This is a genomic window from Leisingera sp. S132, assembly GCF_025144465.1.
In the GTDB taxonomy this organism is placed as follows: Bacteria; Pseudomonadota; Alphaproteobacteria; order Rhodobacterales; family Rhodobacteraceae; genus Leisingera.
Genome location: NZ_CP083553.1, coordinates 990,001 through 1,012,258 on the forward strand (window position 1 = coordinate 990,001; position 22,258 = coordinate 1,012,258).

The 22,258-nt window shown below is 58.1% G+C and carries 15 protein-coding genes, 1 tRNA gene and 2 rRNA genes (1 of these 18 cut by a window edge); 7 read left to right on the forward strand and 11 right to left on the reverse strand.

Annotated features, from left to right (window positions below; genetic code table 11):
* The 4 genes from K3725_RS04850 to K3725_RS04865 all read left to right on the forward strand — a co-directional run.
* Positions 1-1,499, forward strand: a 23S ribosomal RNA gene (locus K3725_RS04850); it begins 1,329 nt to the left of the window's first position.
* A gap of 218 nt (positions 1,500-1,717) precedes the next feature.
* Positions 1,718-1,832 (forward strand): 5S ribosomal RNA (gene rrf / locus K3725_RS04855).
* Positions 1,833-1,877: 45 nt separating this feature from the next.
* Positions 1,878-1,954 (forward strand) — tRNA-Met (locus K3725_RS04860).
* 530 nt (positions 1,955-2,484) lie between these two features.
* Positions 2,485-6,348, forward strand: coding sequence for a hypothetical protein (locus tag K3725_RS04865; RefSeq protein ID WP_260017721.1), 3,864 nt, complete (start codon positions 2,485-2,487; stop codon positions 6,346-6,348).
* Positions 6,349-6,809: 461 nt separating this feature from the next.
* Here K3725_RS04865 and tnpC read toward each other — a convergent pair whose 3' ends face one another.
* Together tnpC and K3725_RS04875 are read right to left on the reverse strand one after the other, a co-directional pair.
* A complete protein-coding gene (gene tnpC, locus K3725_RS04870) occupies positions 6,810-8,465 on the reverse strand; it encodes an IS66 family transposase (protein WP_260017722.1) in 1,656 nt (551 codons plus the stop codon).
* A 198-nt stretch (positions 8,466-8,663) separates the two neighbouring features.
* Positions 8,664-8,897: a helix-turn-helix domain-containing protein gene (locus K3725_RS04875; RefSeq protein WP_311202219.1), complete on the reverse strand. Its 234-nt coding sequence runs from the start codon at positions 8,895-8,897 to the stop codon at positions 8,664-8,666.
* Between the two features lie 123 nt (positions 8,898-9,020).
* Here K3725_RS04875 and K3725_RS04880 point away from each other — a divergent pair, with 123 nt between their 5' ends.
* The gene (locus K3725_RS04880; RefSeq protein WP_260017723.1) at positions 9,021-9,518 is read left to right on the forward strand and encodes a helix-turn-helix domain-containing protein; all 498 of its coding nucleotides are present in this window, start codon (positions 9,021-9,023) and stop codon (positions 9,516-9,518) included.
* 352 nt (positions 9,519-9,870) lie between these two features.
* On the opposite strand, the gene K3725_RS04885 is transcribed toward K3725_RS04880, so the two are convergent.
* The 6 genes from K3725_RS04885 to K3725_RS04910 all read right to left on the reverse strand — a co-directional run bounded on the left by K3725_RS04885 (position 9,871) and on the right by K3725_RS04910 (position 17,537).
* Positions 9,871-10,815 carry an alpha/beta hydrolase gene (locus K3725_RS04885; RefSeq protein ID WP_260017724.1) on the reverse strand — a complete coding sequence of 315 codons (945 nt, stop codon included), beginning with the start codon at positions 10,813-10,815 and terminating at the stop codon, positions 9,871-9,873.
* Positions 10,812-12,755: a caspase family protein gene (locus K3725_RS04890; RefSeq protein WP_260017725.1), complete on the reverse strand. Its 1,944-nt coding sequence runs from the start codon at positions 12,753-12,755 to the stop codon at positions 10,812-10,814. The genes K3725_RS04885 and K3725_RS04890 overlap by 4 nt, the downstream gene beginning before the upstream one ends.
* Positions 12,724-14,085 (reverse strand): serine protease, encoded by a 1,362-nt coding sequence (locus K3725_RS04895; RefSeq protein ID WP_260017726.1) that lies wholly within the window; start codon positions 14,083-14,085, stop codon positions 12,724-12,726. Before K3725_RS04895 ends, K3725_RS04890 begins: the two co-directional genes overlap by 32 nt.
* The gene (locus K3725_RS04900; RefSeq protein WP_260017727.1) at positions 14,082-14,783 is read right to left on the reverse strand and encodes a M12 family metallopeptidase; all 702 of its coding nucleotides are present in this window, start codon (positions 14,781-14,783) and stop codon (positions 14,082-14,084) included. The genes K3725_RS04895 and K3725_RS04900 overlap by 4 nt, the downstream gene beginning before the upstream one ends.
* A gap of 32 nt (positions 14,784-14,815) precedes the next feature.
* Positions 14,816-16,015 carry a hypothetical protein gene (locus K3725_RS04905; protein ID WP_260017728.1) on the reverse strand — a complete coding sequence of 400 codons (1,200 nt, stop codon included), beginning with the start codon at positions 16,013-16,015 and terminating at the stop codon, positions 14,816-14,818.
* Between the two features lie 220 nt (positions 16,016-16,235).
* Positions 16,236-17,537: a hypothetical protein gene (locus K3725_RS04910; RefSeq protein WP_260017729.1), complete on the reverse strand. Its 1,302-nt coding sequence runs from the start codon at positions 17,535-17,537 to the stop codon at positions 16,236-16,238.
* An 89-nt stretch (positions 17,538-17,626) separates the two neighbouring features.
* Between K3725_RS04910 and K3725_RS04915 the strand changes: the two genes are divergently transcribed.
* A complete protein-coding gene (locus K3725_RS04915) occupies positions 17,627-18,538 on the forward strand; it encodes a TAXI family TRAP transporter solute-binding subunit (RefSeq protein WP_260017730.1) in 912 nt (303 codons plus the stop codon).
* Between the two features lie 263 nt (positions 18,539-18,801).
* A complete protein-coding gene (locus K3725_RS04920; protein ID WP_260015482.1) occupies positions 18,802-19,734 on the forward strand; it encodes an IS5 family transposase in 933 nt (310 codons plus the stop codon).
* Positions 19,735-19,972: 238 nt separating this feature from the next.
* On the opposite strand, the gene K3725_RS04925 is transcribed toward K3725_RS04920, so the two are convergent.
* The 3 genes from K3725_RS04925 to K3725_RS04935 are packed head-to-tail and all read right to left on the reverse strand — an operon-like array spanning position 19,973 to position 22,196.
* Complete coding sequence (locus K3725_RS04925; RefSeq protein WP_260017731.1) at positions 19,973-20,449, reverse strand: DUF6505 family protein; 477 nt, start codon at positions 20,447-20,449, stop codon at positions 19,973-19,975.
* Positions 20,446-21,141, reverse strand: coding sequence for a biotin/lipoate--protein ligase family protein (locus K3725_RS04930; protein ID WP_260017732.1), 696 nt, complete (start codon positions 21,139-21,141; stop codon positions 20,446-20,448). The genes K3725_RS04925 and K3725_RS04930 overlap by 4 nt, the downstream gene beginning before the upstream one ends.
* On the reverse strand, positions 21,138-22,196 hold the full coding sequence (locus K3725_RS04935) for an Mrp/NBP35 family ATP-binding protein (RefSeq protein ID WP_260017733.1): 1,059 nt from the start codon (positions 22,194-22,196) through the stop codon (positions 21,138-21,140). Before K3725_RS04935 ends, K3725_RS04930 begins: the two co-directional genes overlap by 4 nt.
* Between the last annotated feature and the right edge of the window lie 62 nt (positions 22,197-22,258).

The window sequence follows — 22,258 nt, forward strand, 5'->3', positions numbered from 1 at the left end:
ATGACATGAGTAGCGACAAAGAGTGTGAGAGACACTCTCGCCGAAAGTCCAAGGGTTCCTGCTTAAAGCTAATCTGAGCAGGGTAAGCCGGCCCCTAAGCCGAGGCCGAAAGGCGTAGGCGATGGGAACTAGGTTAATATTCCTAGGCCAGGAGGATGTGACGGATCATGAAGGTTGTTCGCCCTTATCGGATTGGGCGGGCCGCTGATTGGTCCCTGGAAATAGCCCTCCATCAGACCGTACCCTAAACCGACACAGGTGGACTGGTAGAGAATACCAAGGCGCTTGAGAGAACGATGTTGAAGGAACTCGGCAAAATACCTCCGTAAGTTCGCGAGAAGGAGGCCCGGGTTCAAGGCAACTTGGATCCGGGGGCACAAACCAGGGGGTGGCGACTGTTTATTAAAAACACAGGGCTCTGCGAAGCCGTAAGGCGACGTATAGGGTCTGACGCCTGCCCGGTGCCTGAAGGTTAAAAGGAGGGGTGAGAGCTCCGAATTGAAGCCCAGGTAAACGGCGGCCGTAACTATAACGGTCCTAAGGTAGCGAAATTCCTTGTCGGGTAAGTTCCGACCTGCACGAATGGCGTAACGACTTCCCCGCTGTCTCCAACATCGACTCAGCGAAATTGAATTGCCTGTCAAGATGCAGGCTTCCCGCGGTTAGACGGAAAGACCCCGTGCACCTTTACTACAGCTTCGCACTGGCATCAGGATTGTGATGTGCAGGATAGGTGGTAGGCATCGAAGCCGGGACGCAAGTCCCGGTGGAGCCTCCCTTGAGATACCACCCTTCGCACTCTTGATGTCTAACCGCGGTCCGTTATCCGGATCCGGGACCCTGCGTGGCGGGTAGTTTGACTGGGGCGGTCGCCTCCTAAAGAGTAACGGAGGCGCGCGAAGGTTGGCTCAGAGCGGTCGGAAATCGCTCGTTGAGTGCAATGGCAGAAGCCAGCCTGACTGCAAGACTGACAAGTCGAGCAGAGACGAAAGTCGGCCATAGTGATCCGGTGGTCCCGCGTGGAAGGGCCATCGCTCAACGGATAAAAGGTACGCCGGGGATAACAGGCTGATACTGCCCAAGAGTCCATATCGACGGCAGTGTTTGGCACCTCGATGTCGGCTCATCTCATCCTGGGGCTGGAGCAGGTCCCAAGGGTACGGCTGTTCGCCGTTTAAAGAGGTACGTGAGCTGGGTTTAGAACGTCGTGAGACAGTTCGGTCCCTATCTGCCGTGGGTGTAGGATACTTGAGAGGAGTTGCCCCTAGTACGAGAGGACCGGGGTGAACGATCCACTGGTGGACCAGTTGTTATGCCAATAGCAGTGCTGGGTAGCTATGATCGGACAGGATAACCGCTGAAGGCATCTAAGCGGGAAGCCCCCCTCAAAACAAGGTATCCCTGAGGGCCGTGGAAGACCACCACGCCGATAGGCCGGAGGTGTAAGCGCAGCAATGCGTTCAGCTGACCGGTACTAATCGCCCGATAGGCTTGATTTGATCCAGTAACAGACAGTGTTACACGGAACCAAATAAGCAAACACATCCCAAAACGCAAAACTTGGACTGTTGATTGTAACCGACGCAGGTTGTTGTGCCTGCCGCTACCCGGCGGTGACACAGCAACCGGGCGGCAACGCGCATTTGCTGAAGCAAATACGCTGCCTGCCGCTCGCCAGCCTTGCTCCGCAAGGCCGTCGGAGTTGGATTTTTCTTGGTTTGGTGGCTACAGCACAAGTGAAACACCCGGTCCCATCCCGAACCCGGAAGTTAAGCACTGTCGCGCCGATGGTACTTGGGCTCAAGCCCTGGGAGAGTAGGTCACCGCCAAACCTAGTAAAATCCAAACATCTCTCTAAACGATACAAAAAAACCTGACGCGGGATGGAGCAGCCAGGTAGCTCGTCAGGCTCATAACCTGAAGGTCGCAGGTTCAAATCCTGCTCCCGCAACCAAAAACATCAAATTATTACAATGCTTTACACTCCGAAGTCGCGGGGCTTCTTGCGTTTGGCGCCGCCTCTCCGCTGGAAGCACTGTGGAAGCAAAGGAAGCCAAGTAGTGCTGTGGCTGGGTAGCCACAGCACGTCAAGGAACCAAGCCATAAAAAGCCGGGTTGAACCGCACCGGGTTTGCCGTAAGCGTTGCATCCGACCCCCTATTTGGCGTCTTTAGACATAGGCCTCTAAAGCCTATATTGGCGCTACGCGCCAATACGAGAACTCAAATTTGCGCACTTTGCGGCCCATTGCAGACACTCGTCACAACCCGCCGCCGCAATGCAGCGGTCGTCAGAGCAGTCATTGGCAACCGAGTGCAGCATTTCCAACCATCCAGCGTCTCCCGTGGGACCTTCCAGTTGTTCGCTGAGGGTGCGAAAAACCGGCACCAAACAAGCCTCTTCCCCTGGCAACGGGCGGGAAACGGAAGTTCTGCAAGTGCGAAGTCCAGACAACAACAGCGGATCTGCTTTGCTCCTTGATGATTGAAGAAAGCCAAAGGCGCCAATATCTTTGGGTTGAGTTGTCTTTCAGAAATACATTCAAACGAGGTTCCGGTGCCGATTGATGAAACCGCAATACGCCAATGGGCTGACCGTCATGAATGTCGAAGCAGTCTGCCAATTCTAGTTCGCCGATTGATTCGCGAGACTACAAATTCGCTAGTATCAATGCGTTTTCCTGGTAACGAAGCAGTCGATCTGCCTGGCCTCGACGGGCAAACAGAATGTGAAACTGCGACCACTTGGGTGCCTGCGGGTCGAGGGGTCTGGGAAATGGGCTGCAACCAAGACCCTCGCGCGAAAGCTGAGGGTGACTATAGGAAGCGAACTGACGAAACCTCTCAAGACAAGCGTGAAAACAGCAGCTTTGTTTTCGTAACGCCGCGACGATGGAACGGGAAAGACGATTGGCTCGAAGAGCGTCGTCGCGAAGGCACCTGGGCGTCTGTCGAAGCATACGATGCGATAGACCTCGAAACTTGGCTAGAGGAAGCCCCTGCCACCGCTCGCTGGTTGGGTGAAAAACTAGGGATGGCCTCGCCTGGGCTAAAGACACCCCGTGAGTGGTGGAGCAGTTGGGCGACGGCATCGCCCCCCCCATTGTCGATTGGGCTTGTTGCTACCAGAAGACACAATGAGCAACAGGCCTTGTTGGAAAAACTACGGGACCGTCAATCCGTCATTCCGGTTCAAGCTGACGACAGAGAAGAGGCCGTGGCATTTGTTATCGCCTCGTTGATCAAAGCTGATGCCGTTGAACTGTTAGATGAAACGCTTGTGGTGACATCAAGCGAAGCCAGAATTTCTGCGGGTCCCGGCCATCTGATTGTCATTGCCGACGTGAAGGAAGGTGACGACCCAGACTTTGGTGATCGCCGGAATTTAACCATTGTTCGCGCGTACCCCAAAGGCCGATTGGATGTTCGCGAAGCTCTCCTTCTCTCACATGTCCCGGCAGAGGCTTTCCGCACAGAGCTTGAGCGTATGGGTTTGCCTCGAGATGATGCCGACAGCTTGGCGCTGAAGGTGGGGCATTCTGTTCCCGTTCTGAGGCGCCAGCTCTCCAGTGACCCAGACGTTCGACGACCTACTTGGGCAAGGGACCGAGCATCAGCCAAACGTTTGCTCCCCTTTGCAATGGCAGGCTCTTGGGTTGAACATGAAAACACGGACGATGAGACAGTTTTGCAGCTCCTTGGCGAGTTAGAGGACAGCGATGTCGAGGCACTTAGGGATGATTTGCTCTCGTTAGATGACGCACCAATTGCTCGCTACGGCCATGTAAACGTAGTTGTATCGCAACTTGATGCACTATTCGCAGTGGGGCCATACATCGAAAGGGGCGACTTGGATCGCTTCTTCCAACTCGCTCTGGAGCTTCTCGGCGATAGAGACCCCGCCTTAGATCTTCCCCAAGACCAATGGTATATGGCGAATGTTCTTGGACACGCCCGAAATTTCTCGGGCGCTCTGCTTTCTGGTTTGGGTGATGCACTCTGCATTCTGTCCGTGCATGGTGCTGAAATCTGTGGGGGGCGACTAGGAATTGACCTGTCCCATCGTATCGGCCAAATCGTTCGTTCACTGATGCAAGACGCTGACGAAGAACGTTGGCTCTCCATTCGGGGGCAGTTGCGAACCCTGGCCGAGGCGTCCCCCACTGCATTCCTTGATTGTCTGGAAGCAGAGCTTCGCAAACCAGAACCTGCGATACGTGCGATTATGGGTACGACTGATGGCATCGGGAGCGGGGAGTGCTTGCGAACCAATTTACTTTGGTCGTTGGAGATTTTGGCTTGGCACCCGGGCTATTTTTCGCGTGTTGCCGAGATCGTGTTTGGATTGCGCCAGATCGAGGTCGAAGATAACTGGTCAAACTCTCCAAAATCGACGGCACGTTCGCTGTTTTTAGCTTGGTTGCCCTCAACTGCTCTTGGACTTGATGAACGGATGCGCGTCCTGCGTCGATTGTCTGATCAATACAGGCTCCCAACAATGGATGTTTGCATTTCGCTTCTACCGGGAGGTGGACCTGGCTTCGCGTCGAGAACAGCCAGACCGCAGTGGCGGGCTCTAGATGCTGAGGTGCGAACCCCCACAAATGTAGATGTTCACGAAGCAGCCCTAGAAGCCAGCCGCCTGCTTCTCGACATGTCGCCATTCGACAAAGTGGAACTCGAAAAGCTCCTAGAGGTGGTAACACGGTTGCACCCGAGTGACTTAGCTCGTCTGGTATCCGAAGTCGAAAACTGGTCGAGTGCCGCCAGTGACGAAGACAAAGCTGAACTTAGGCATAATCTCCGGCAGCGTGATGTCATGCAGGCCTATCAGGAAAGCGACGAGGAAGAAGAACTAGTGGCGGCTCTGCGGCGCATGGAGGCCACTCTTGAACCGCATTCTCCCACGACTCGCCATAAATGGCTGTTCGAGAATTCGTATGTTGAATGGCGAGCCTTGGTGGAAGACGAAGGTGAAGGGCGCTTGTCGTGGCAAGAACGGAATACACTTGTACAAGAGCGGCGTCAGGCTGCGCTTCAAGAGATTGAGCAAGAACTAGGAGATGAAGCCGTTCTCGCATTTGCCTTGAGCGTGAAACAGCCAGATATCGTCGCGCAAGTGCTACTACCCCAAGAAGCAAGCGTCGAAACGGCTGTTTTTTGGCTTGGCAAAGCCCTTCGGTCAGAAGTCAGCGATAAATCGAATACGTTTTTGAGGCAACTGATATGGAGTACAAGTTGGATCGACCTTAACCAAGCAGTCCGTGCTCTTGAAGAACAATGCCTTCTGGAAGATGAGGAGAGCAGATCAAGGATTGCAGAGAACCTTCCCGGAACTCCGGTCGGTTGGCAAGTCGCAGAAACCCTCGGAGATGACATCTCCGCTACTTTCTGGAATTCGACATCAATACGTGTGTGGGATGATACACCTGTTGAAGATGTTGAATACGCCGTAACCAAGTTACTTGATTTCAAGAGACCCCGCTCTGCGTTTTCCGCCGTTCAATTTTTTGAAGGTCGTTTATCTGCCAATCTGTGGATCAATATACTCCAGGCCATTGCGCGTGGAGAAGAACCCGAAGGACACTTTCCTGAAGCATACAGGCTGGATGAAGTGTTCCAGTTTCTCGATGAAGCGGAAGGAATTACTGACGAGCAAATCGCCAACCTTGAATTACCTTTCGTACCGTTACTGTGCCGCCATGGGCACCGACACCACAAGAGAACGCTAGCGTTACATCGACAGCTTGCCAGTGATCCTAGTTTGTTCATTGAACTTCTCTGTTGGCACTATCGACGGCGGGATGGCGTAGAGGAGCCTGAGAGAGATGGACTTTCCCCTGAGAGGCGTGAATTCCTCGCAGAGTTGGCGTATCATGGACTTCAGGGGTGGAACCAGATTCCGGGCCTTGATCCAGAAGGCCACATTGACGCGGACGAGTTCAACTCTTGGGCAGACACTGCGCTGAGCAAGGCCGAGGAGGCTGGACGTAAAGAAGTTGCTGAGACGCATCTAGGCGCAGTGCTGGCCCGGTTAGCCCGGCATCGTTCATGGGACGACTGGTTGCCCCCGTGTGTTCTGGACTACCTTGATCGCCCGGAGAACGGTGGTTTGAGGGAACGCTTCAACCTTGGAGTAGGTAACGCGAGAGGTGTCACGTCGCGAGGCCCATATGATGGAGGTGAGCAAGAAAGACGCCTTGCCGACCGGTATCGTGAATTGGCTACGCGATTTGGTAATTCGCATCCCAGAATTTCTGAAACGCTGATATCCATAGCCGCAGGGTACGAATGGGACGGACGTCGCCACGATGAAAGAGCCGCCATTGGCGAAAGATGGCACCCATGAATGGATGACCACTTTCCCTTACGAAATGGCAGAAGGCGCGGCTTGCTATCAGGTTCGTGGGTGCGGCGAATGTCTACTTTGATGAGCCGCGTTGCAGGATCAATTTCCATCGCTCAACGGCAGTATTTCTACAACAAGATAATACAGACGTTTAGAGTTTCGTGGAGGCGATCTGCTCCTGTGAAAAACGCCAATTCCTTTTTTGCAGAAGCCTTGCAGCTGCACCCAAATGATGATGCTTTCAAGCAGGGCCAAGAGGGAGCAACCTTATCTCAGTGCTTGCTCTGGACTATGTTCCGGACTGCAAGGTGAATTCTCGATTTTCTGCCGCAATCCAAGTGTCCGCTTTAGAGAAGGGGCTTGTTGTAGGCGCTCGTGCAGCGCAGGTCTGCTTCCCGCCCGCATGCCTTTGGCCTGCCCGGCGGAACCGGACAGGTTTGACGCAGTTCTGGAATGCTGACTTACTCGATGCCGAAGCGCCCCTTGGGACAATGCCAAGGCAGAAGCTTGTCGTACTCAGATCTCGGATGAGCTGCGGCCATTCGTTCGAACAACCAGGTCAAGTAAGCATAGGGCTCAACACCATTCAGCTTGCAGGTGCCGATGATGCTGGCCATCAATGCCCAATTGCGGCCACCAATTTCGGATCCGGCAAATAGCGCATTCTTTCTGAGCAACGCAATCGGGCGAATGGTGTTCTCAACTGCGTTGTTGTCGAATTCCACCCTCCCGTCATCCAGGAAGACAGTCAGCCCATGTTGAAGCTTCATTGTATAGGTGATCGCCGCCCCAAGCGGTGATTTCATTGATATCTCACCGGCCACCTGACGAAGAAGGTCGAAAAGCTTGGCGACGATTGGTTTCGCTTCCTTTTGACGCAGCGCCAGCCGAACCGGCGCGGTCGCGCCCTTAATTGCGCGTTCAATATCATAAATCCGGTTGATCAACGCTATGACCTCGTCCGCCCTTTCCGACTTGGTCGCCTTGAACACATCAAGGAATTTACGGCGTACGTGCGCCCAGCAGTAGGCAAGTGTCAGAGGGCCGCCGTCTCGATCATCCCACATCAGGCGATTATAGCCAGCATAACCATCGACTTGCAGCGTGCCGGAAAATCCGTTCAGGATTTTTTCGGCATGTGCGCCGCGCCTGGATTCCTCGAAATTGAAGACCACTCCCGGCGGTGCGTTCCCCAACCAGCGTCGATCGTCGCGGCACAACGCCCAAACATAGCATGTCTTTGTCTTGCCGTTTCCAGGCAGCAACTGCGACAGGACTGTCTCGTCCATATTCAGTTTTGTGCTGGATTTCAGGTTCGTGGCCAACGCCTCGTGAAGCGGCACCAACGCATCTCCCAGCTGATCCATCAGCCGCACCATTGTGGATCGGTGAAACTTGATGCCGGAGCGTTTGAAGATCTGCTCCTGGCGATAGTTCGGGACGAAATCCGCAAACTTGGAGACCGCAAGACCAGCGATCAATCGATCGTCGAAACGAGTGTAGTCGAAAGCGCGTGGGGGGACCTTTGCTTGAATAAACTTGTCGCAATGCCGACAGATGTATTTGGGAAAGTGTTCCCGAATGACACGCACTTCAGCTGGTTTGTAGGTCAAACGTTCTATCACCTGTTCACCCATCGGCCGCATGCTGCAGCCACAGGAGCATGTGTTGCCCTGCGCCGGTTCAACAATGCGATCTTCTCGCGGTAGATGATCCGGGATAACAACTGGCTGTTTGCCCCTCGTACCACGCTTCTTGAAGTTTTTTTCCGTCTCGGGATCAGCTGAAACACCATCTTGATCAGGCTTTTTTGGTTCAGCTGACGTCTCAGACGTATCCTGGCCGCCATTGCGCTTCATCTTTGGTGTTTTTTCACTGGAGGAGCCGAACTGCATGTCAGCTAACTTGTTCAAATGCGCTCTGAGGCGACGGTTGTCAGATTTGATGACTTTTGTTTCGGCCATGAGCGTCGAGATATTCGCATCCTTCAGCACGATCTCGTTGTCATGTTCAGCCTCGCGCTGATGATCAGCTTTCGATATGCGGATCGCTGTTTTTGACACGAATGTATCCGAATGCCTTGCGAGATCCGCACAGGCAGATTGAATATCTATCATGTGTTGTGTTCATCCCTTGTATGCTGCAGACGCAGCTTCTTCGAGCGCACCCGGCGAACCGGGAGCGTTTGCGCTTGATTTCTGAGTTTGGAAATGGGATGAAAAGGGAAGAGATCGTGGTAGACTACGGTTTTCCGAGCCCGGTTATGGATTGCAGTCCGCCGGGCTCAACCTTTTCAGAGCCTTGAGTTTAAGGACTCATTTCGGTTTTCTTTCATACTCTGGATAGCGCTCCGGCCAGATCTCAGCTGGATGAACGCCGATTTTCTCAGCGATCAGCTCTTGCACTTTGGCAGAGACAGATCTTGAGTTGCTAACGGAAAGAACCGTGCTGTGACTCAAGCCTAATTCGCGGGCCACTTCATTGAAGTTACTGTCAGCACACTGAAGCAAGAACTTCGTCCTCAAGTGTCTGGCTTTCGAATCCTGCACATCTCGCTCGCTTTTCGTGGTTCATACCACCGACGAATCACAAACTCGTAGCCTGATCAACAAAAAGCGCCCGAGTACACGTTATTTGCTTGAAACTACGGCGAAAAATACCAAACAGTCCTATTGACAAATTCACCGGACTTTTCAGCAGAATTCGCAATGCCACGACTAAGGATATTCGAAGACCATGTATATCTGTTTCGAGGCGGCATCGGCACCCCGTCAACCGCTGAGGAGTTCCTGGAGCCGATAAAACGGACGGGCTCGTTGAAAGCGCTCAAAGAGGTTTTTCCAGTACGCCGGGCGGCTTTGCTGGAAGCGCTCGCTCGGTTTGGATTTGATTTTGACGACTTGCTGATGAATGACTTTGAACAAGACAATTCGGACGCCCAGATCGCTGAAAGACATGGGGTCGATGCCAAGTGGATACGGGCGCAACGAAAAAGGTTGCAGTTTCCAGCTTATATGGGCCGCCCATCCAAACATCCAACGCATGCGGAACTGGCCGAGGCCTTTCAATCGGCACGAGGAAACTACTCAGAGGCAGCCAGGCAGTTGGGGATGAACCGCGCAACCTTTACAAAGCGCTACCATGAGATGCTCGATATGACGCGGCATTAAGTTATTACAGGAAGTTTCTATCCAACTAAACTACCGTTATTAAGGCGAAAACCGGTCAGTTTGAACTACAAGCAGCCGTTTACTATCGGAGCAGAATATGGCTGCTTCGAGCCCCTCCTGTGAATTCGATTTTCTCGCTACGAGCGCTCGCAGCACCAGATATGCAGCAAGGGCGAAAAAATTGTCGCCGCCGTGCAGCGGGGAGGTCGGTCATTCATCGACTTTGCTGCATTTTTAAGCCAAATTACAAGTGGCCGGTCGAGGCGGTCTTTCGCTGCGCGCGCGACACCGGGCTCTTAAATTGTCGGCTGTATGTAGATAACCGGCATGGCTCCTGACCTGCGCCACGCTATTACACACCGTTGACTACGCGGGAGGCGATGCGCTCCTTGTCCAGGTAGCCCGAAATTCCGTGGCGATTATCTGTCTGGTTGTCGATGTCGGCGGCATTTTCCACCGCCGGCAACACGTCGAAGTTCGCCGCATCGAGGGGGTAAAGCGCCACGATATCGCGCGGGTCGAACGCGTTGAACCAGCCGCTCACCCCTCGCGGAAACTTCAACGGCGTGAAACGCTGACGGATCGCGCGAATCCCCAGCGGGCTACCCAGCGTCACGAACAGGGGAACGCGCGTATCAGACCTCTGGCTAAGGATGTTGAACGCCACCACCGAGCCAAGGGAATGCCCAACAACCACGGTCGGGCGGTCGTCTAGCCCCGTGTTCACGATGCCGTCGATCGCGCGCTGCACGCCGGGCCGCGAGACATAGAGGAATACGTCGCGCAGGAAGACTTCGATTGCGCGCTGGCTGAGCCCTGTGGCGTTGCGGTCGATGGCGCGCACTATGGCCTGCACCCATTCCCAGTTGAGCGGCCCTTTCTCGCGCGGGTTGTCGCCGTATTCGGCATCGATCTGGTCGTCAGTGATCCCAGCCCCCTGCCGCATCTCGTTCGCGACTTCCTCTTGAAAGATAAGGAATTCGTCCTGAAGCGCATCGCCGCGCGTGTTGATTTTCGAGGCCAGAGGCAGACCGAATTGCGCGGTGATCTCGTCGAGCGCGTCGCCATAGAATGGAAGCTGAATGTCGATACCGTCTGGGTTTATCACGCCTGCCTTGGACAAGCCGGTCCGGAACGCGGCCATCCATTCGGCGCGCACCTCGTCGGGAGTGCGGCCGCCCTGTGCACGGCCGTGAACGAAGAGGATCCGCTCTGGCTTGGCCGCGAAGGACTCGCGGCCAAGCAAGATGGCGGCCCCCGCAAGGGCGCCGGTCAGGGCATTGCGTCGTGAAATCATGGAAGCTCTCCGTTCTCAATGGCGGTTTTTAGGATACGTGCCCCTTCTGGTGCGAAGACACTCCAGGGGCTGTCGGTCAGGAAAGGCATGGCGGCGCGCACCGGCGCTGGCTGGGGGATGTCATGGGCCCGCACCACGGACCAGCCGGGGCGGAACGCGGGACAGAACGGCACCAGCCCCTCCGGCAGGCGCAACCCATTCGGCCCACGGCCCGAAAGCAGCACCAGGTCGAAAAGCTGCACGCCAAGCGCCTCTGCACTGGTCCTGGCCACCGACGCCACCAGCGCGTCGCGCTGCGCGGCATCAAGCGCATAAGCCGCGTAAAGCGCCAACGTCGGGTCGAAGGGCGCCAGTTCGGCGAAGCGCGCCCCGAGACTTTCGGCCGGGTCTTCGGCGCTGTCGCGCTCCGCGGACCCGCCGAACAGGAACGTGCTTTCCACGACCGCGGCGCCAACCGCGCTGCGCAGGGTCTCGATTTCGTCGCGGTTCGCTTGGAAGACTTCGGCACGTTCCGTTCCGGCCAGCGGTGTGTAGCGGATATCCACAACCGCATCGCCCTCGACGGTAACATGCGCGGCCTGATCGCGCAGCACCGCAAGCGGCAGGGCGAACCCGCTTTCCAGTGTCAGGAGAATGGTGGCCGCCAACGCCGTGTTCAGATTGGCCGCGACGGCGGTTCGCCCCATATCCAGCGGCTCCGGCGGGTCGAGTGCGACACCGGCGGGCGCCGTTACCGACGCGATGCCCGCGCCTTCCACCGTCACGCCTGGCGCGGCGAAAAACGGATCGGCCCGGTCACGCACGGCGCGTAAGTAAATCTGCTCTTCCGCCTGCGCGACCGCAAAAACGCGGTTTGCCGCCCCGCCAGGCGGATAGAGCTTGCCGTTCTGGTTCCCCATTGCGTCGGAGGCCGTGAATTCGGCGATCTCACTCAAGGCCGACCGTACGAATCGCCGCGCGGGAACGATTTCCGGCGGCGGGCTTGGCCCGGGGCGGCCGGGACCGAGGGACATCGGGATGTGTCGGCCGATGAAGATATGATCAACCTGGGTCACAACATCGATCTGCGGTTCCTGCTGCAAGATGATATTGGCCTTTTCCGCCCGCACCTGCGTTTCCGACAGAAGGAATTTCTCCATCCGGCGGTTGGGTATGATCTCTTGCCCGTTGTCGAGGGTAACGATCATGTCGTCCCAGGGGGCGCGGAACGTGTGTAGAAAAGCTTCGGTAAAAACGCCCTTGTGGTTCGCGGCGCTTTCCTCGGCTGTCTCGAATGCGGGTCTTCCGGGGGCGGTGCCGAAGAAGAAATCGACCTTGTTTCGCAGGTAGGCCCCGCTGGCCGGGAAGATCTTGTAACCACCTGCAATGCGCTCGAGCGCGGTGTTCGTCGTGGGCACGCGGCAGGCGTCGGAGATGAAGACCACGTTGGGGATGCCGCAGAATCTCGCTAGCTCCGCCGATTCTTTGACCGCAACGGTCTCGCCTGAATTGTAGGGCGCGCCGGATAGAATCCAGTGATCGGAAAACCCGTGCATGAAGCCATGGCCGGAGAAGTAAATTAGCAGTTGGTCGAGATTGCCCGGCGCGACAAGCGCGGCGACGGCATTGAAGACATCGACTGTCACAATGTCTTTGCCGCTGTCGTCTATAAGGGGCACCACCGGATCGAACCCCTCGCGCAGCAGGAAACGCTCCATGTCTCGCGCGCCTGAGGCCGCTCCTTTCAACAGCGGCAGACGGTTGGTGCGGTCGACGCCGATCACCACGGCGGCCCGGCGCAGTCGGCCGGGATCGACCTGGGCCCGGGCAGCGCTCATGGCAAGTCCGCCCAAGAGCGTGGCGCTGCCGCCCGCCAGGACAGTGCGGCGCGTTGGTCCGTTCGAAAGGCGTAGTTCCGGCGGCGCCTCTTTATGGCTCGATCGTAAGCGTGACTGTGCCATTTCCATCGTCCTGCGTCGTGCTGAATTTTCCCGAAGTCGTGGCGCTCTCTCCCAGCGTAGCTATCGTGACCCCGGCGGCGTCGCGTACCCATACGCGGTGCGACCAGGTGGCGCGCGACGCGTTGAGACCGTCAAGCAGACCGGGCCGGGGATTGAAGAACAACGACTGCTCAGTCTCTTCCGGTGCGCGCACCCGGTCACTCAGCGTATTCTGACGCCGGTCGACAGCCCCGTCGGCAATCCCTTCCATCGTCCATTCGGCGGCGATCCAGCCCTCGCCGCGGCAATTCCCTTCAAGGTCGAGCCCGCGGTCGGAATAGCCGTAATGCAGCACGACACAGGCTGGATCCGGATCGGCGCTGTTCCAGGTGCGCCCGTCATTGGCGGCAGACAGGATCCGTGGCCCTTCCAGCCGCGTGATCTCAGCGCCGGTCGGCAGGCAGGCACGCAGCTCTGCCGTGGTCCATCCTTCGTCACATCTGTCGGAGCTGCCAAAATCGTAGGGAATAGTACGCGACACGAGCTTACGCTCGGGCGCTCGGGCTTCTATGACCACCTCGACATCGTAGATGGGCGTTGGCGAAGGCGTCTGGGTGCCATCCGACGCGGGCGTTGCGGTACCGCTAAGCGGATCCGGGCAGACACCTGTGTCGAAGACACCGGCTGTCGTGAGCGCGGACGTGGTCCAACTGACGGGCGTGACGGTCTGGACGGCATCCGCGCCGGGAACCCCCGATTTCACTATGGCCAGAACACTGCCCTGCTTGTCGGTCACGGGGCCGCCCGACATGCCGTAGGTCAGTTGCGACGACACGCGCCAGCGGCCATCTCCGTCATTCAGCCCCTGAAAGATGACGGGCAAGGTGGTGAGATCCTGGCCCAGAGCGAAACCGAACGCCACGAGTTCGGTGCCGGCTTGCGGCACATCGACGAAACACGGCGTGAGCGCTGGGTATTCCGTGGCGCGCGCGCCAAGCCGCAGCGCAGCGACGTCAATGCCTGGCACGATGGAGGCGACGGACACGGGAACTGGCGGGCTCGACTTGAACCCGATCCGTCCTTCGACCTGAACCTTTGTGAACCCGGATGCTTCACAGGTTTCGTGGGCGAGGATATGCGCCGCCGTCAGCATTCCCCCACTCGGCGAGACGATGAAACCGGTGCCCTTCTGGTCGTCCACGCACACGTTCTGTAGGTTGTCGGGGTCGCGGAACGTGACATGCAGGTAGACGGTCGCGTTCCGCACCTCGCTGATAAGCGCAAGCTGCGATTGCGCCACAGCCATGCCGGGCGCAAGCGACAGGGCAAGAAGGGTGAGCAGGGATCTCATTCGGGCTCTCCATACAAAAGTTGCACCGACAGCACGTCGAAATGGCTTAGCTTGCCGAAATTACCGTAGTCCGGATTACAATAGTTCATCACCGAATCCGGATCGTATGGCGTCAGTTCCTCGTCGCCCTGCGTGCCTTGGGGCGCCTCGGTGCACGCGCTGTCACGGTCGGTTCGGTTGTGCTCGTGCGACAGTCCGATGGCATGCCCGAATTCGTGAACGGCAATGGCGCGTGTGCAAAGGTCATACATCGTGTCGTTGGCAAGGCAAACGTCGAAGCCGTCGAGTTCATAGACGGCATTGAGCACCATCCCGTCGGGCACGCCGCTCAGCCGCTTGCCAAGCGCCTTGACGTGGGGGTGATCATTGGCGATCCGGATACGGATGCCGCGCACGTTCCCGTCGGCGCAGGCCTCCCAGCCTGAGAACAGAAGCTTCGAATAGCGCACCCAGGTCTCGTCGATGGCTTTGCGCACGGCGGCGCGATACGCCTCTGTCTCAGGTTGAGGATCTTCCCAACAAACGGGAATGGCCACATTGCTCCAGATCGCGTCGAGCAGCACATAACCGTAATCGTCCGGCCCCACGACGATACGGGCGAAATTGTCCGGCCCGCGCTCGCCCAGCGACGGTTTGGTGAACTGCGCTGCAGCGGCGGTGGGCAGGCAAACCAGCAGGATGGCGCAGATCCGGTTCATGACAGTATTCCTCCCTTCGGCAAACGCCCCGGCTATTCCGACAGACCCAGGTAACGACGCGCTTGATTGACCAGCCCGAAGCCAGCAGCATCCTGCGGCAGGCGATCGGTCAAGGCGGGGGCATCGCCAGGGGATCGCGGAACCAGGGTCTCTGCCGCCGACTGTTGCGCCGAAGCGAGGAACTGCCGCAGGGTCAGCGTGCCGATGGGCGTCTCTTCCTGCAATTGCACGGCGCGCATGGCCTCCGGCCAGGCCTGTGCCCAGCCCCGCGCGCGTAGAAGTGCCACGGCGTTAGCTTCGGCAAAATAGCCGTTGGTCTTGTCCGCCTCGGCAACCTTGCCGCAGGGACCAAGCGCTTCTTCGTGGCGTTGCGCGCGCAGAAGCGACGCGCAGGCGAGAAACAGGTATTCGTTGGCGGCACGCGCGAGCGAGCCACTCTCCTCTTGCAGTAAGGGCACGGCCTCGGCGGCTCGAAGCCAAGCCCCCACGGCGGCCTCAAGCTCGCCAGAATTGCGCAAAAGTGAGGCTCGGGTCGCGAGAACGCGGTGCAACTCGCTGTCCGGCACGACAGCCTCAAGTTGGCTGAGGCTTGCTAGGGCCTCTTCGTATCGCCCGATCTCGCCCATGACGTCGGCCCGCGACAGGTAGAGTGGCCAGTTGTCTTCGACCCGCAGACGCAAGGTCGCGTCGCGGGTCGTGTCCTTCGCGCTGCTCTCTATCACCGCCGTCGCGCCGTCCAGAATCTCCAGCGCCTGCCGCAGCTGGCCCGACCGGCGAAAAAGCGACGCCTCGATCAGCGACAGCGAGACAGAGCGGTATTCCTGTGTCAGCCACTCGATCGGATCGTTCGACCCGAGTAAGCGCGCCAGTTCCACCTCGCGCCGAGCTTGGCTGCAATCTTGTTGCGCGTCGAGCAGGAGGTTCACTTGCAGGTAGGCATAGCAACGATCCGTCAGTGCTGTTGTCTGATCGCTCAGCGGAAACTCGATGGCATTCGTGAAGGCCGCGATGGCGCCGTCGTAATCACCCAGCCGCAGCAGCACTTTGCCCAGGCGTTTCTGCTGTTCGGTCCGCGCGTCAGTGCTGGACAGCACCTCGTCGTTCATCGCGGACAGAATCTCATAGGCGCCCGTATAGTCGCCAACGCCGAAGCGGGCATCCGCGGCGGCAATCTGCGCGTCTTCCTCTGCCGTGAACGGCGTTTCTTCCGCCGACACCTGCGACAGGCACATCAGTAGCCCGGCAATGGCACCTGCAAGACGCGTTAGCATCGTGGAAGCGCGGGCGGGCACCCGGGTGGGGGCGGTTCGGTTGTCATCCCGGCGACCGGGACAAACCCCATCATCAGGATCAGGCACATGGCGGCCATTAGGCGTCGGTTCATGTCTCATCCTCCTTTTCGTCTGCGGCTGCGGCCAGTGGCGTCATGCCGCCTGCGTGGGCGCAGACGCGTCAACAGCTCAGTCCGGCCTTCTCTCTAATAGCGGGCGCCCATCTGGATACAGTTTCGAAGCGCTCATCGAATTCCAGAAGGGCAAGGCGTCCGTCATTCTGTTCTAGCGTGCAGGAAAACACCGACCAGAGCTGCGCAAGTTTCCGGCTTTCTGCGACCCTCGCCACGAAATCGCCGTCGCTTCTTGCGTTCTTAACTCTCTGGCGCGAAATGAGTTCAAGCTCGGTCGTGTAGCGGTTCAGCATGATCGCCATCCGCCGTTCGTCGATCGGGTGGCGCGCATCGATCTGCTGCGCCTCAAGCATTTCCCTGAAACAGCCGGCGGTCGAGACCGCGCAGGTGACCTGAAGGCGAAGCTGCAATGCGTTCTGGATGTCGTTCTCGTAGGCCTCGGTTTGCGGCTGGTCTTCGGGCAGGCGGATATTGTTGAGCAGTGTCATGGCGAAATCGCGGTTTGTTGTCCCGTTCGATTCCGAGACGATGGAATCCGTATCCGCCGCGTTGTGAAATTGCAGCGCGATTTCGTGCAGATGCCGCGCTTGCAAGGTCGGACTCAGCGCCGCGAAATTCGGGTGCAGGTAAAGCTGGCGCAGAAATTCAAGATCCTGCCACGGCAGTGCCTCGGCATGGGCCAGGTACTTTCTCAGCGCCTTGGCCAGTTCGTGCAGGTAATAGCGGTTGCCGTCGATCCGGTAGATGAGGATCAGGTCCTGCACGACCTCAAGCGCCGCGTCGGCGCTCAGGTTCGACCGTGGCTCTACCAGCGAGGCCGCGCGGTTGTAGATCACGTTGGTCGGCTGCATCTCGTTCAGCTTCAGCACAAAGTGGTTGGCCTGGCCCAGTTGATCGAGCGCATCGGGATAAAGCGACTCACGCACCACCTTGCTTTTGATCTGGTCGACAACCTGCACCCCATAGAAGGCCACCTGCGCCACCGGTTCGACATAGACCTCAAGCTGCACTTCGAACGATTTCTCAACAAGCTGAAGATTGGTCGGCAATGTTATCCGCAGCGACAGACGCGACCAGTCGTTTTCCGCAAGCGGGTCGATCACGAGGTAGTCCTCGCGCGTTTTCCACGAATTGGTCGGTAGTATCTGGCGATCCTGAAGCCAGCGGACCTCGAGCTGGTCGCGAAGCTGGTCAAGCACACCATCGTTAAGGATTTTCGACGGCGCCGGTTCGATTTCGAATTCGGCTCGGCCCTGGGCCAGAAGATACAGAGGCTCGGCCGCTGAGGGCGTGACCGAAGAAAGCGCCACTGCAGCAAGTAATGTGTATATGAAAAAGCTTTTTTTCATAATGACAAATATACACGATTCGTTCTAAAGTTGAGAGAATTTTCTTTAGGTTGAGGAAAGTTGCCGTGAAATGTTTTGGTTTCTTGGGGTTGGCACTTTTCCTGTCTGTCGCGTTCGCGGCTTTGGGCCCGCTGCGCGCGCAGGATGCAGACAAGTTCTTCGCATTCGGCTCCGGAGGTGTAAAAGGCATCTATTTCCCCATCGCGGCAAAGGTTTGCCGGTCCGTCAACGCACATGCGCTTGCGCACGGGTATCGTTGCGGCATCGTGGCGACAAGTGGTACGGTGGAGAATTACGAGGGCTTAAAAGACGGCAAGCTGACCTTCGCCATTGTTCAGTCGAACGCCATGGCGGCACGAAGCGTGAGGCCGCCCGATCTGGCCACGATCGCGGCGCTGCATCCCGAACCCTTGCATGTCGCGGTGCGTGCCAGTTCGGACATAAGGCTCCTGACCGATCTCACAAACCGCTCTGTCAACGTTGGTGTGCCGCAATCCGGTACACGGCAGATCGCGCTGGCGCTGATAGAGGTGGCCGCGCTTGACATCGCCCTGGATCGTCGGCTTGCGCTTGGCCCGAACACCCAGGCCCAGCGGTTGTGCGACGGAACGGTGGATGCGCTTTTCTGGGTTTCCGGCCTTGGCAACCCGTCGATGGTTGAGGCGCACCGGCGGTGCCCCGTTCGCTTGCTCGAGATACCGGCGGACATGGTCGATGCCATCTTCACCCGCGTGCCTGGCCTCTCACCGATGACAATCCCGGCCGGCACCTACCGGAACCAGGAAGACGCTGTGGCGACGTTCGGGCCTGTGGCGCGGATTGTCACGCGAGCTGATACACCGGGAGACTTGGTGCGTTTGCTCGCCGATGCTATTGCGGGGGACTACGGCGACATCCGCCACACGCTGCCCGCCCTGGCCGGCCTGTCAGACGCCGACCTTGCGCGGCTTGTGCCCAACGAAGTACACCACGCAGATGCGCTGACCGCAGCTGCCAGGTAGCAGCAGATTGGAAAGCCCTGCGCCACGGCAAGCTTTTCCCGCACAGCACCACATGCAATTGCGACAACGCGCAGCAACGCTCTGACTGGCAGTTCATTGACTATAATTGACTACAATCGACAATCGATTGCTGACGGATGGCGATTCCAGTGTCCAACGGTGGGCCTCAAAGTCAGCAGGCATTCTGCGGCTGAATTCGCGGCTCTGTTGCGCAAATCGGGTGAGGGATTCATCTCATGAATCCAGCGTGATAGCTGGAGGGCATGAGCAGACCAACACCCCCGACCTACAAGATCAAGAACTGGCGGGCCTATAACGAAGCGCTGAAGCGTCGTGGCTCTCTGACGATCTGGTTCGATCCCGAGATGACGTGGGAGGCCCGGCCGACCGGCAAGAGAGGCCGACAGCCCATCTATAGCGACGCCGCGATCAAGACCTGCCTGACGATGAAGGTGCTGTTCCGTATGGCGCTCAGGCAGACGACCGGCTTCGTGGAAAGTCTCCTGCGATTGAGTGGATTGGACTGGTCGGTACCGGATTTTAGCACGCTTTCACGCCGCCAGAAGTCTCTCGCCGTGAACATCCCGTATCGTGGTTCTGAGGGGCCGCTACACCTGCTGATCGACAGCACTGGGATAAAGGTAGAGGGCGAAGGCGAGTGGAATGCGCGCAAGCACGGTGGCTCGAAACGCCGCGTGTGGCGCAAGGTTCACCTCGGTATCGACGAAAAGACACTGGAAATCCGGGCAGTCGAGTTCACCAGTAGCAACATTGGTGATGCGCCCATGCTGCCGGAACTGCTTAATCAGATCCCGCCCGAGCAGGAGATCGGCAGTGTCACGGCAGATGGCGCCTACGATACGCGCAAGTGCCACGATGCCATCGCCAACCGAGGTGCCAATGCCGTCGTCCCGCCCCGCAAGAACGCCAAGCCCTGGAAACCCGACACCGCAGGCGCGATTGCGCGCAACGAAGCGCTGCGGGCGTCGAAATACCTTGGCCGAGCGCTTTGGCGGAAATGGAGTGGATACCACCGCCGAAGTCGTGCCGAAACCAAGATGCACTGCATGAAACTGCTGGGACAAAGACTGATGGCACGGGATCCTGGACGTCAGGTTGCCGAGCTTCAGCTCCGTGTTGCGGTCATGAACGGATTCACCGCGCTTGGCATACCCGTCACAGAGGCAGTGGGATAAGTCCGTCTGGGGAAAGGGGAACCTTGGCCCTCAACCGATTTGCGCAACAGAGTCCCGCTTGCCTCAAAGCAAAGGCAATCTGTTCGTCGCTCAATCGTTTCTTCGGCATCGGTACACTCCCTCTCTTGCCAGAAATGTTCCCAAAAATTCGCATTCACTCCGGACCAGTCTCAGGGGGCAGGACCAATGCCAGCTCGGATCCGCACAGTGAATTCCTCACAACACTTGTGCGGTTGGCCTACTCCAGTGACGCATGGACGGCAAACTGGGTGAGATCGGCCTCCTCAGGAGCGATCATCCGGTAAGTTTCCCTGACGCCGGCGTCTGTCAGTTCGCGAGACACGGTCAGAAGTGTGTTGGGCGCATGTTCGCTGCAAAGTTCTGCCATCTGTTTCAGCTCTTCAGCGGCCACGGGTAATGCTGCCTTTTCCGAAGGGGCGCCATAGTATGTTACGAAATGCCGCGCCAGTGTGCATTCAAGTTCCTCGGTTTCCGCAGGCGTGATTTCGGTGACCGCGACGAATGTTACCCTGCCGCAGGTTTCCAGTCCGAACCAGCCGTTCGCAAAGGCCTGGCGTGCCTTCCCGGTTAAGTCAGCCTCGGTCCAGTTGGAAAACTCAAACCCCCCGGAAAGGCACCATTCACCGGTGCGCGCAGGGCTGTGGTAAACCCGGGTATCTGATTCATCGAAATGGATTGCGCGGGCGAGTTTCATGGCTGCTCCAATAGCGTGGTGAGCGGGATCAGATGGGTGCCGGAACCAGTGCGCAGCAGCATGCCGAAATCTTCGTCGACTCCGGCAAACGTTCCGCTGAGACCCTCCTGGGCAGTTTCCTCGCCCAGACCCCGGGCCAGCCCGCGCCATTCCGCGTGCAGAACGCGGGCCCCTTCGTTTTCCCAGCGGGTGATCCAATTGAGGGTGTGGCGGGCCCAGCCCTCGATGACGTCGCCGGGCTGAACATCAGCGCAGCCTTCGGCATAAAGCGCGGTCCGGTCAGGGGTAAAGCCAGGATCTTCGGAAGGCCAGAGCGGCAGGGTCAGGCTGATGACCAGCCAGCCGGGCACAGCATCAAGGCCGTTTGTATCGCTCGCCGCTCGCAGCGCTCCGCATCGGGCTCCATTTAGATACAGTGTTCCGTCCCAGCCAAGATGCACGGCGACCTCCGGCGGGGCAAGTGCGCCAAGTGCGTTCTGGAAACTGACACCGCACAGCGGCAGCATAGTCATCGCTTGCCGCAGCGGAACATCGGGTGCCAGAACAATTGCAGCTTCCAGCCGCGGCGCATCCAAGCTGTAGCACACAAGGCCGGCGTCGCAACCCAGCACGGCCCGGCGGCAGGCCGTGGCAAAGGGATCTTCTGGACAGGGTTCACCCTGCATTAAAGGGGGAAAGCGCAATTCACTCATGCCATGCCCTGTTGAATCAAGTGTTCCGCTATCCGGTGAAATGCTTGTGCCCGTGCGCCGTCTGGCTGGGCCACCGTGACTGGCGCGCCGCCGTCCGCTGCAAGACGGATCTGCATGTCCAGCGGCACTTCGGCAAGCAGGGGTACACCAAGTTTCGCGGCTTCAGCCGCAACGCCGCCGTGACCGAACACATGCTCTTCGTGGCCGCAATTGGAGCAGACATGGGTAGACATGTTTTCAATCATTCCGGCGATCGGCACATTGAGCTGCTTGAACATGTCGATGCCCTTGCGGGCGTCTAGAAGTGCGATGTCCTGAGGGGTAGAAACGACAATTGCTCCATCAACGCGGGCTTTCTGTGCCAGTGTCATCTGCACGTCGCCAGTGCCAGGCGGCAGGTCCACGATCAGCACATCCAGCGCGCCCCATTGCACCTGCATCATCATTTGCTGAAGCGCCCCCATCAGCATCGGGCCGCGCCAGACCACAGCCTGATCCTCGTTTGTCATCAGGCCGATGGACATCATGGTCACACCATGGTTGCGCAGCGGCAGGATCGTCTTTCCATCCGGCGAGGATGGGCGGCCTGAGACACCCAGCATTCGGGGTTGCGAGGGACCGTAGACGTCAGCGTCCAGCAGGCCGACCCGGCGGCCCCGGGCGGCAAGGGCGCAGGCAAGGTTTGCGGAAACCGTAGATTTTCCGACGCCGCCCTTGCCGGATGCAACTGCCAGTATACGCTCAACACCCGGGATTGACTGGGGTCCCTGCGGCTGGGCAGGTGCCTTGGGTTTCAGGTCCGGCGGCGCCTTGGCGGAATGGCCGGTCAGCACGATGGAAACCTGATCAATGCCATCCATTTCCTGCAGCCGGTTCTCGGCCTCGGTTTTGACTGCCTGATACTGGGGGGCATGTTCCGGCGCAATTTCCATCACGAAACGCACAGTGGTGCCATCAAGATTCAGTGCCCGCGTAACGCCGCTGGCGACGATATCACCGCCCAGCACCGGGTCTTTAATGCTTTTAAGGACCTCTAAAACGGCCTCTCTGCTCATCTTGTGTTTCCTTCCTGCCGTTGACGTGCCGGAGAGTGCGCGCCTAGGCTGATCCCGTCATG

Coding starts and splice junctions, on each gene's coding strand:
- K3725_RS04925 (WP_260017731.1), bottom strand. CDS start 20,449: ATGAAACTCGCCCGCGCAATCCATTTCGATGAATCAGATACCCGGGTT.
- tnpC (WP_260017722.1), bottom strand. CDS start 8,465: ATGATAGATATTCAATCTGCCTGTGCGGATCTCGCAAGGCATTCGGAT.
- K3725_RS04895 (WP_260017726.1), bottom strand. CDS start 14,085: ATGAGATCCCTGCTCACCCTTCTTGCCCTGTCGCTTGCGCCCGGCATG.
- K3725_RS04900 (WP_260017727.1), bottom strand. CDS start 14,783: ATGAACCGGATCTGCGCCATCCTGCTGGTTTGCCTGCCCACCGCCGCT.
- K3725_RS04905 (WP_260017728.1), bottom strand. CDS start 16,015: ATGTGCCTGTCGCAGGTGTCGGCGGAAGAAACGCCGTTCACGGCAGAG.
- K3725_RS04910 (WP_260017729.1), bottom strand. CDS start 17,537: ATGAAAAAAAGCTTTTTCATATACACATTACTTGCTGCAGTGGCGCTT.
- K3725_RS04920 (WP_260015482.1), top strand. CDS start 18,802: ATGAGCAGACCAACACCCCCGACCTACAAGATCAAGAACTGGCGGGCC.
- K3725_RS04890 (WP_260017725.1), bottom strand. CDS start 12,755: ATGGCACAGTCACGCTTACGATCGAGCCATAAAGAGGCGCCGCCGGAA.
- K3725_RS04935 (WP_260017733.1), bottom strand. CDS start 22,196: ATGAGCAGAGAGGCCGTTTTAGAGGTCCTTAAAAGCATTAAAGACCCG.
- K3725_RS04930 (WP_260017732.1), bottom strand. CDS start 21,141: ATGAGTGAATTGCGCTTTCCCCCTTTAATGCAGGGTGAACCCTGTCCA.
- K3725_RS04885 (WP_260017724.1), bottom strand. CDS start 10,815: ATGATTTCACGACGCAATGCCCTGACCGGCGCCCTTGCGGGGGCCGCC.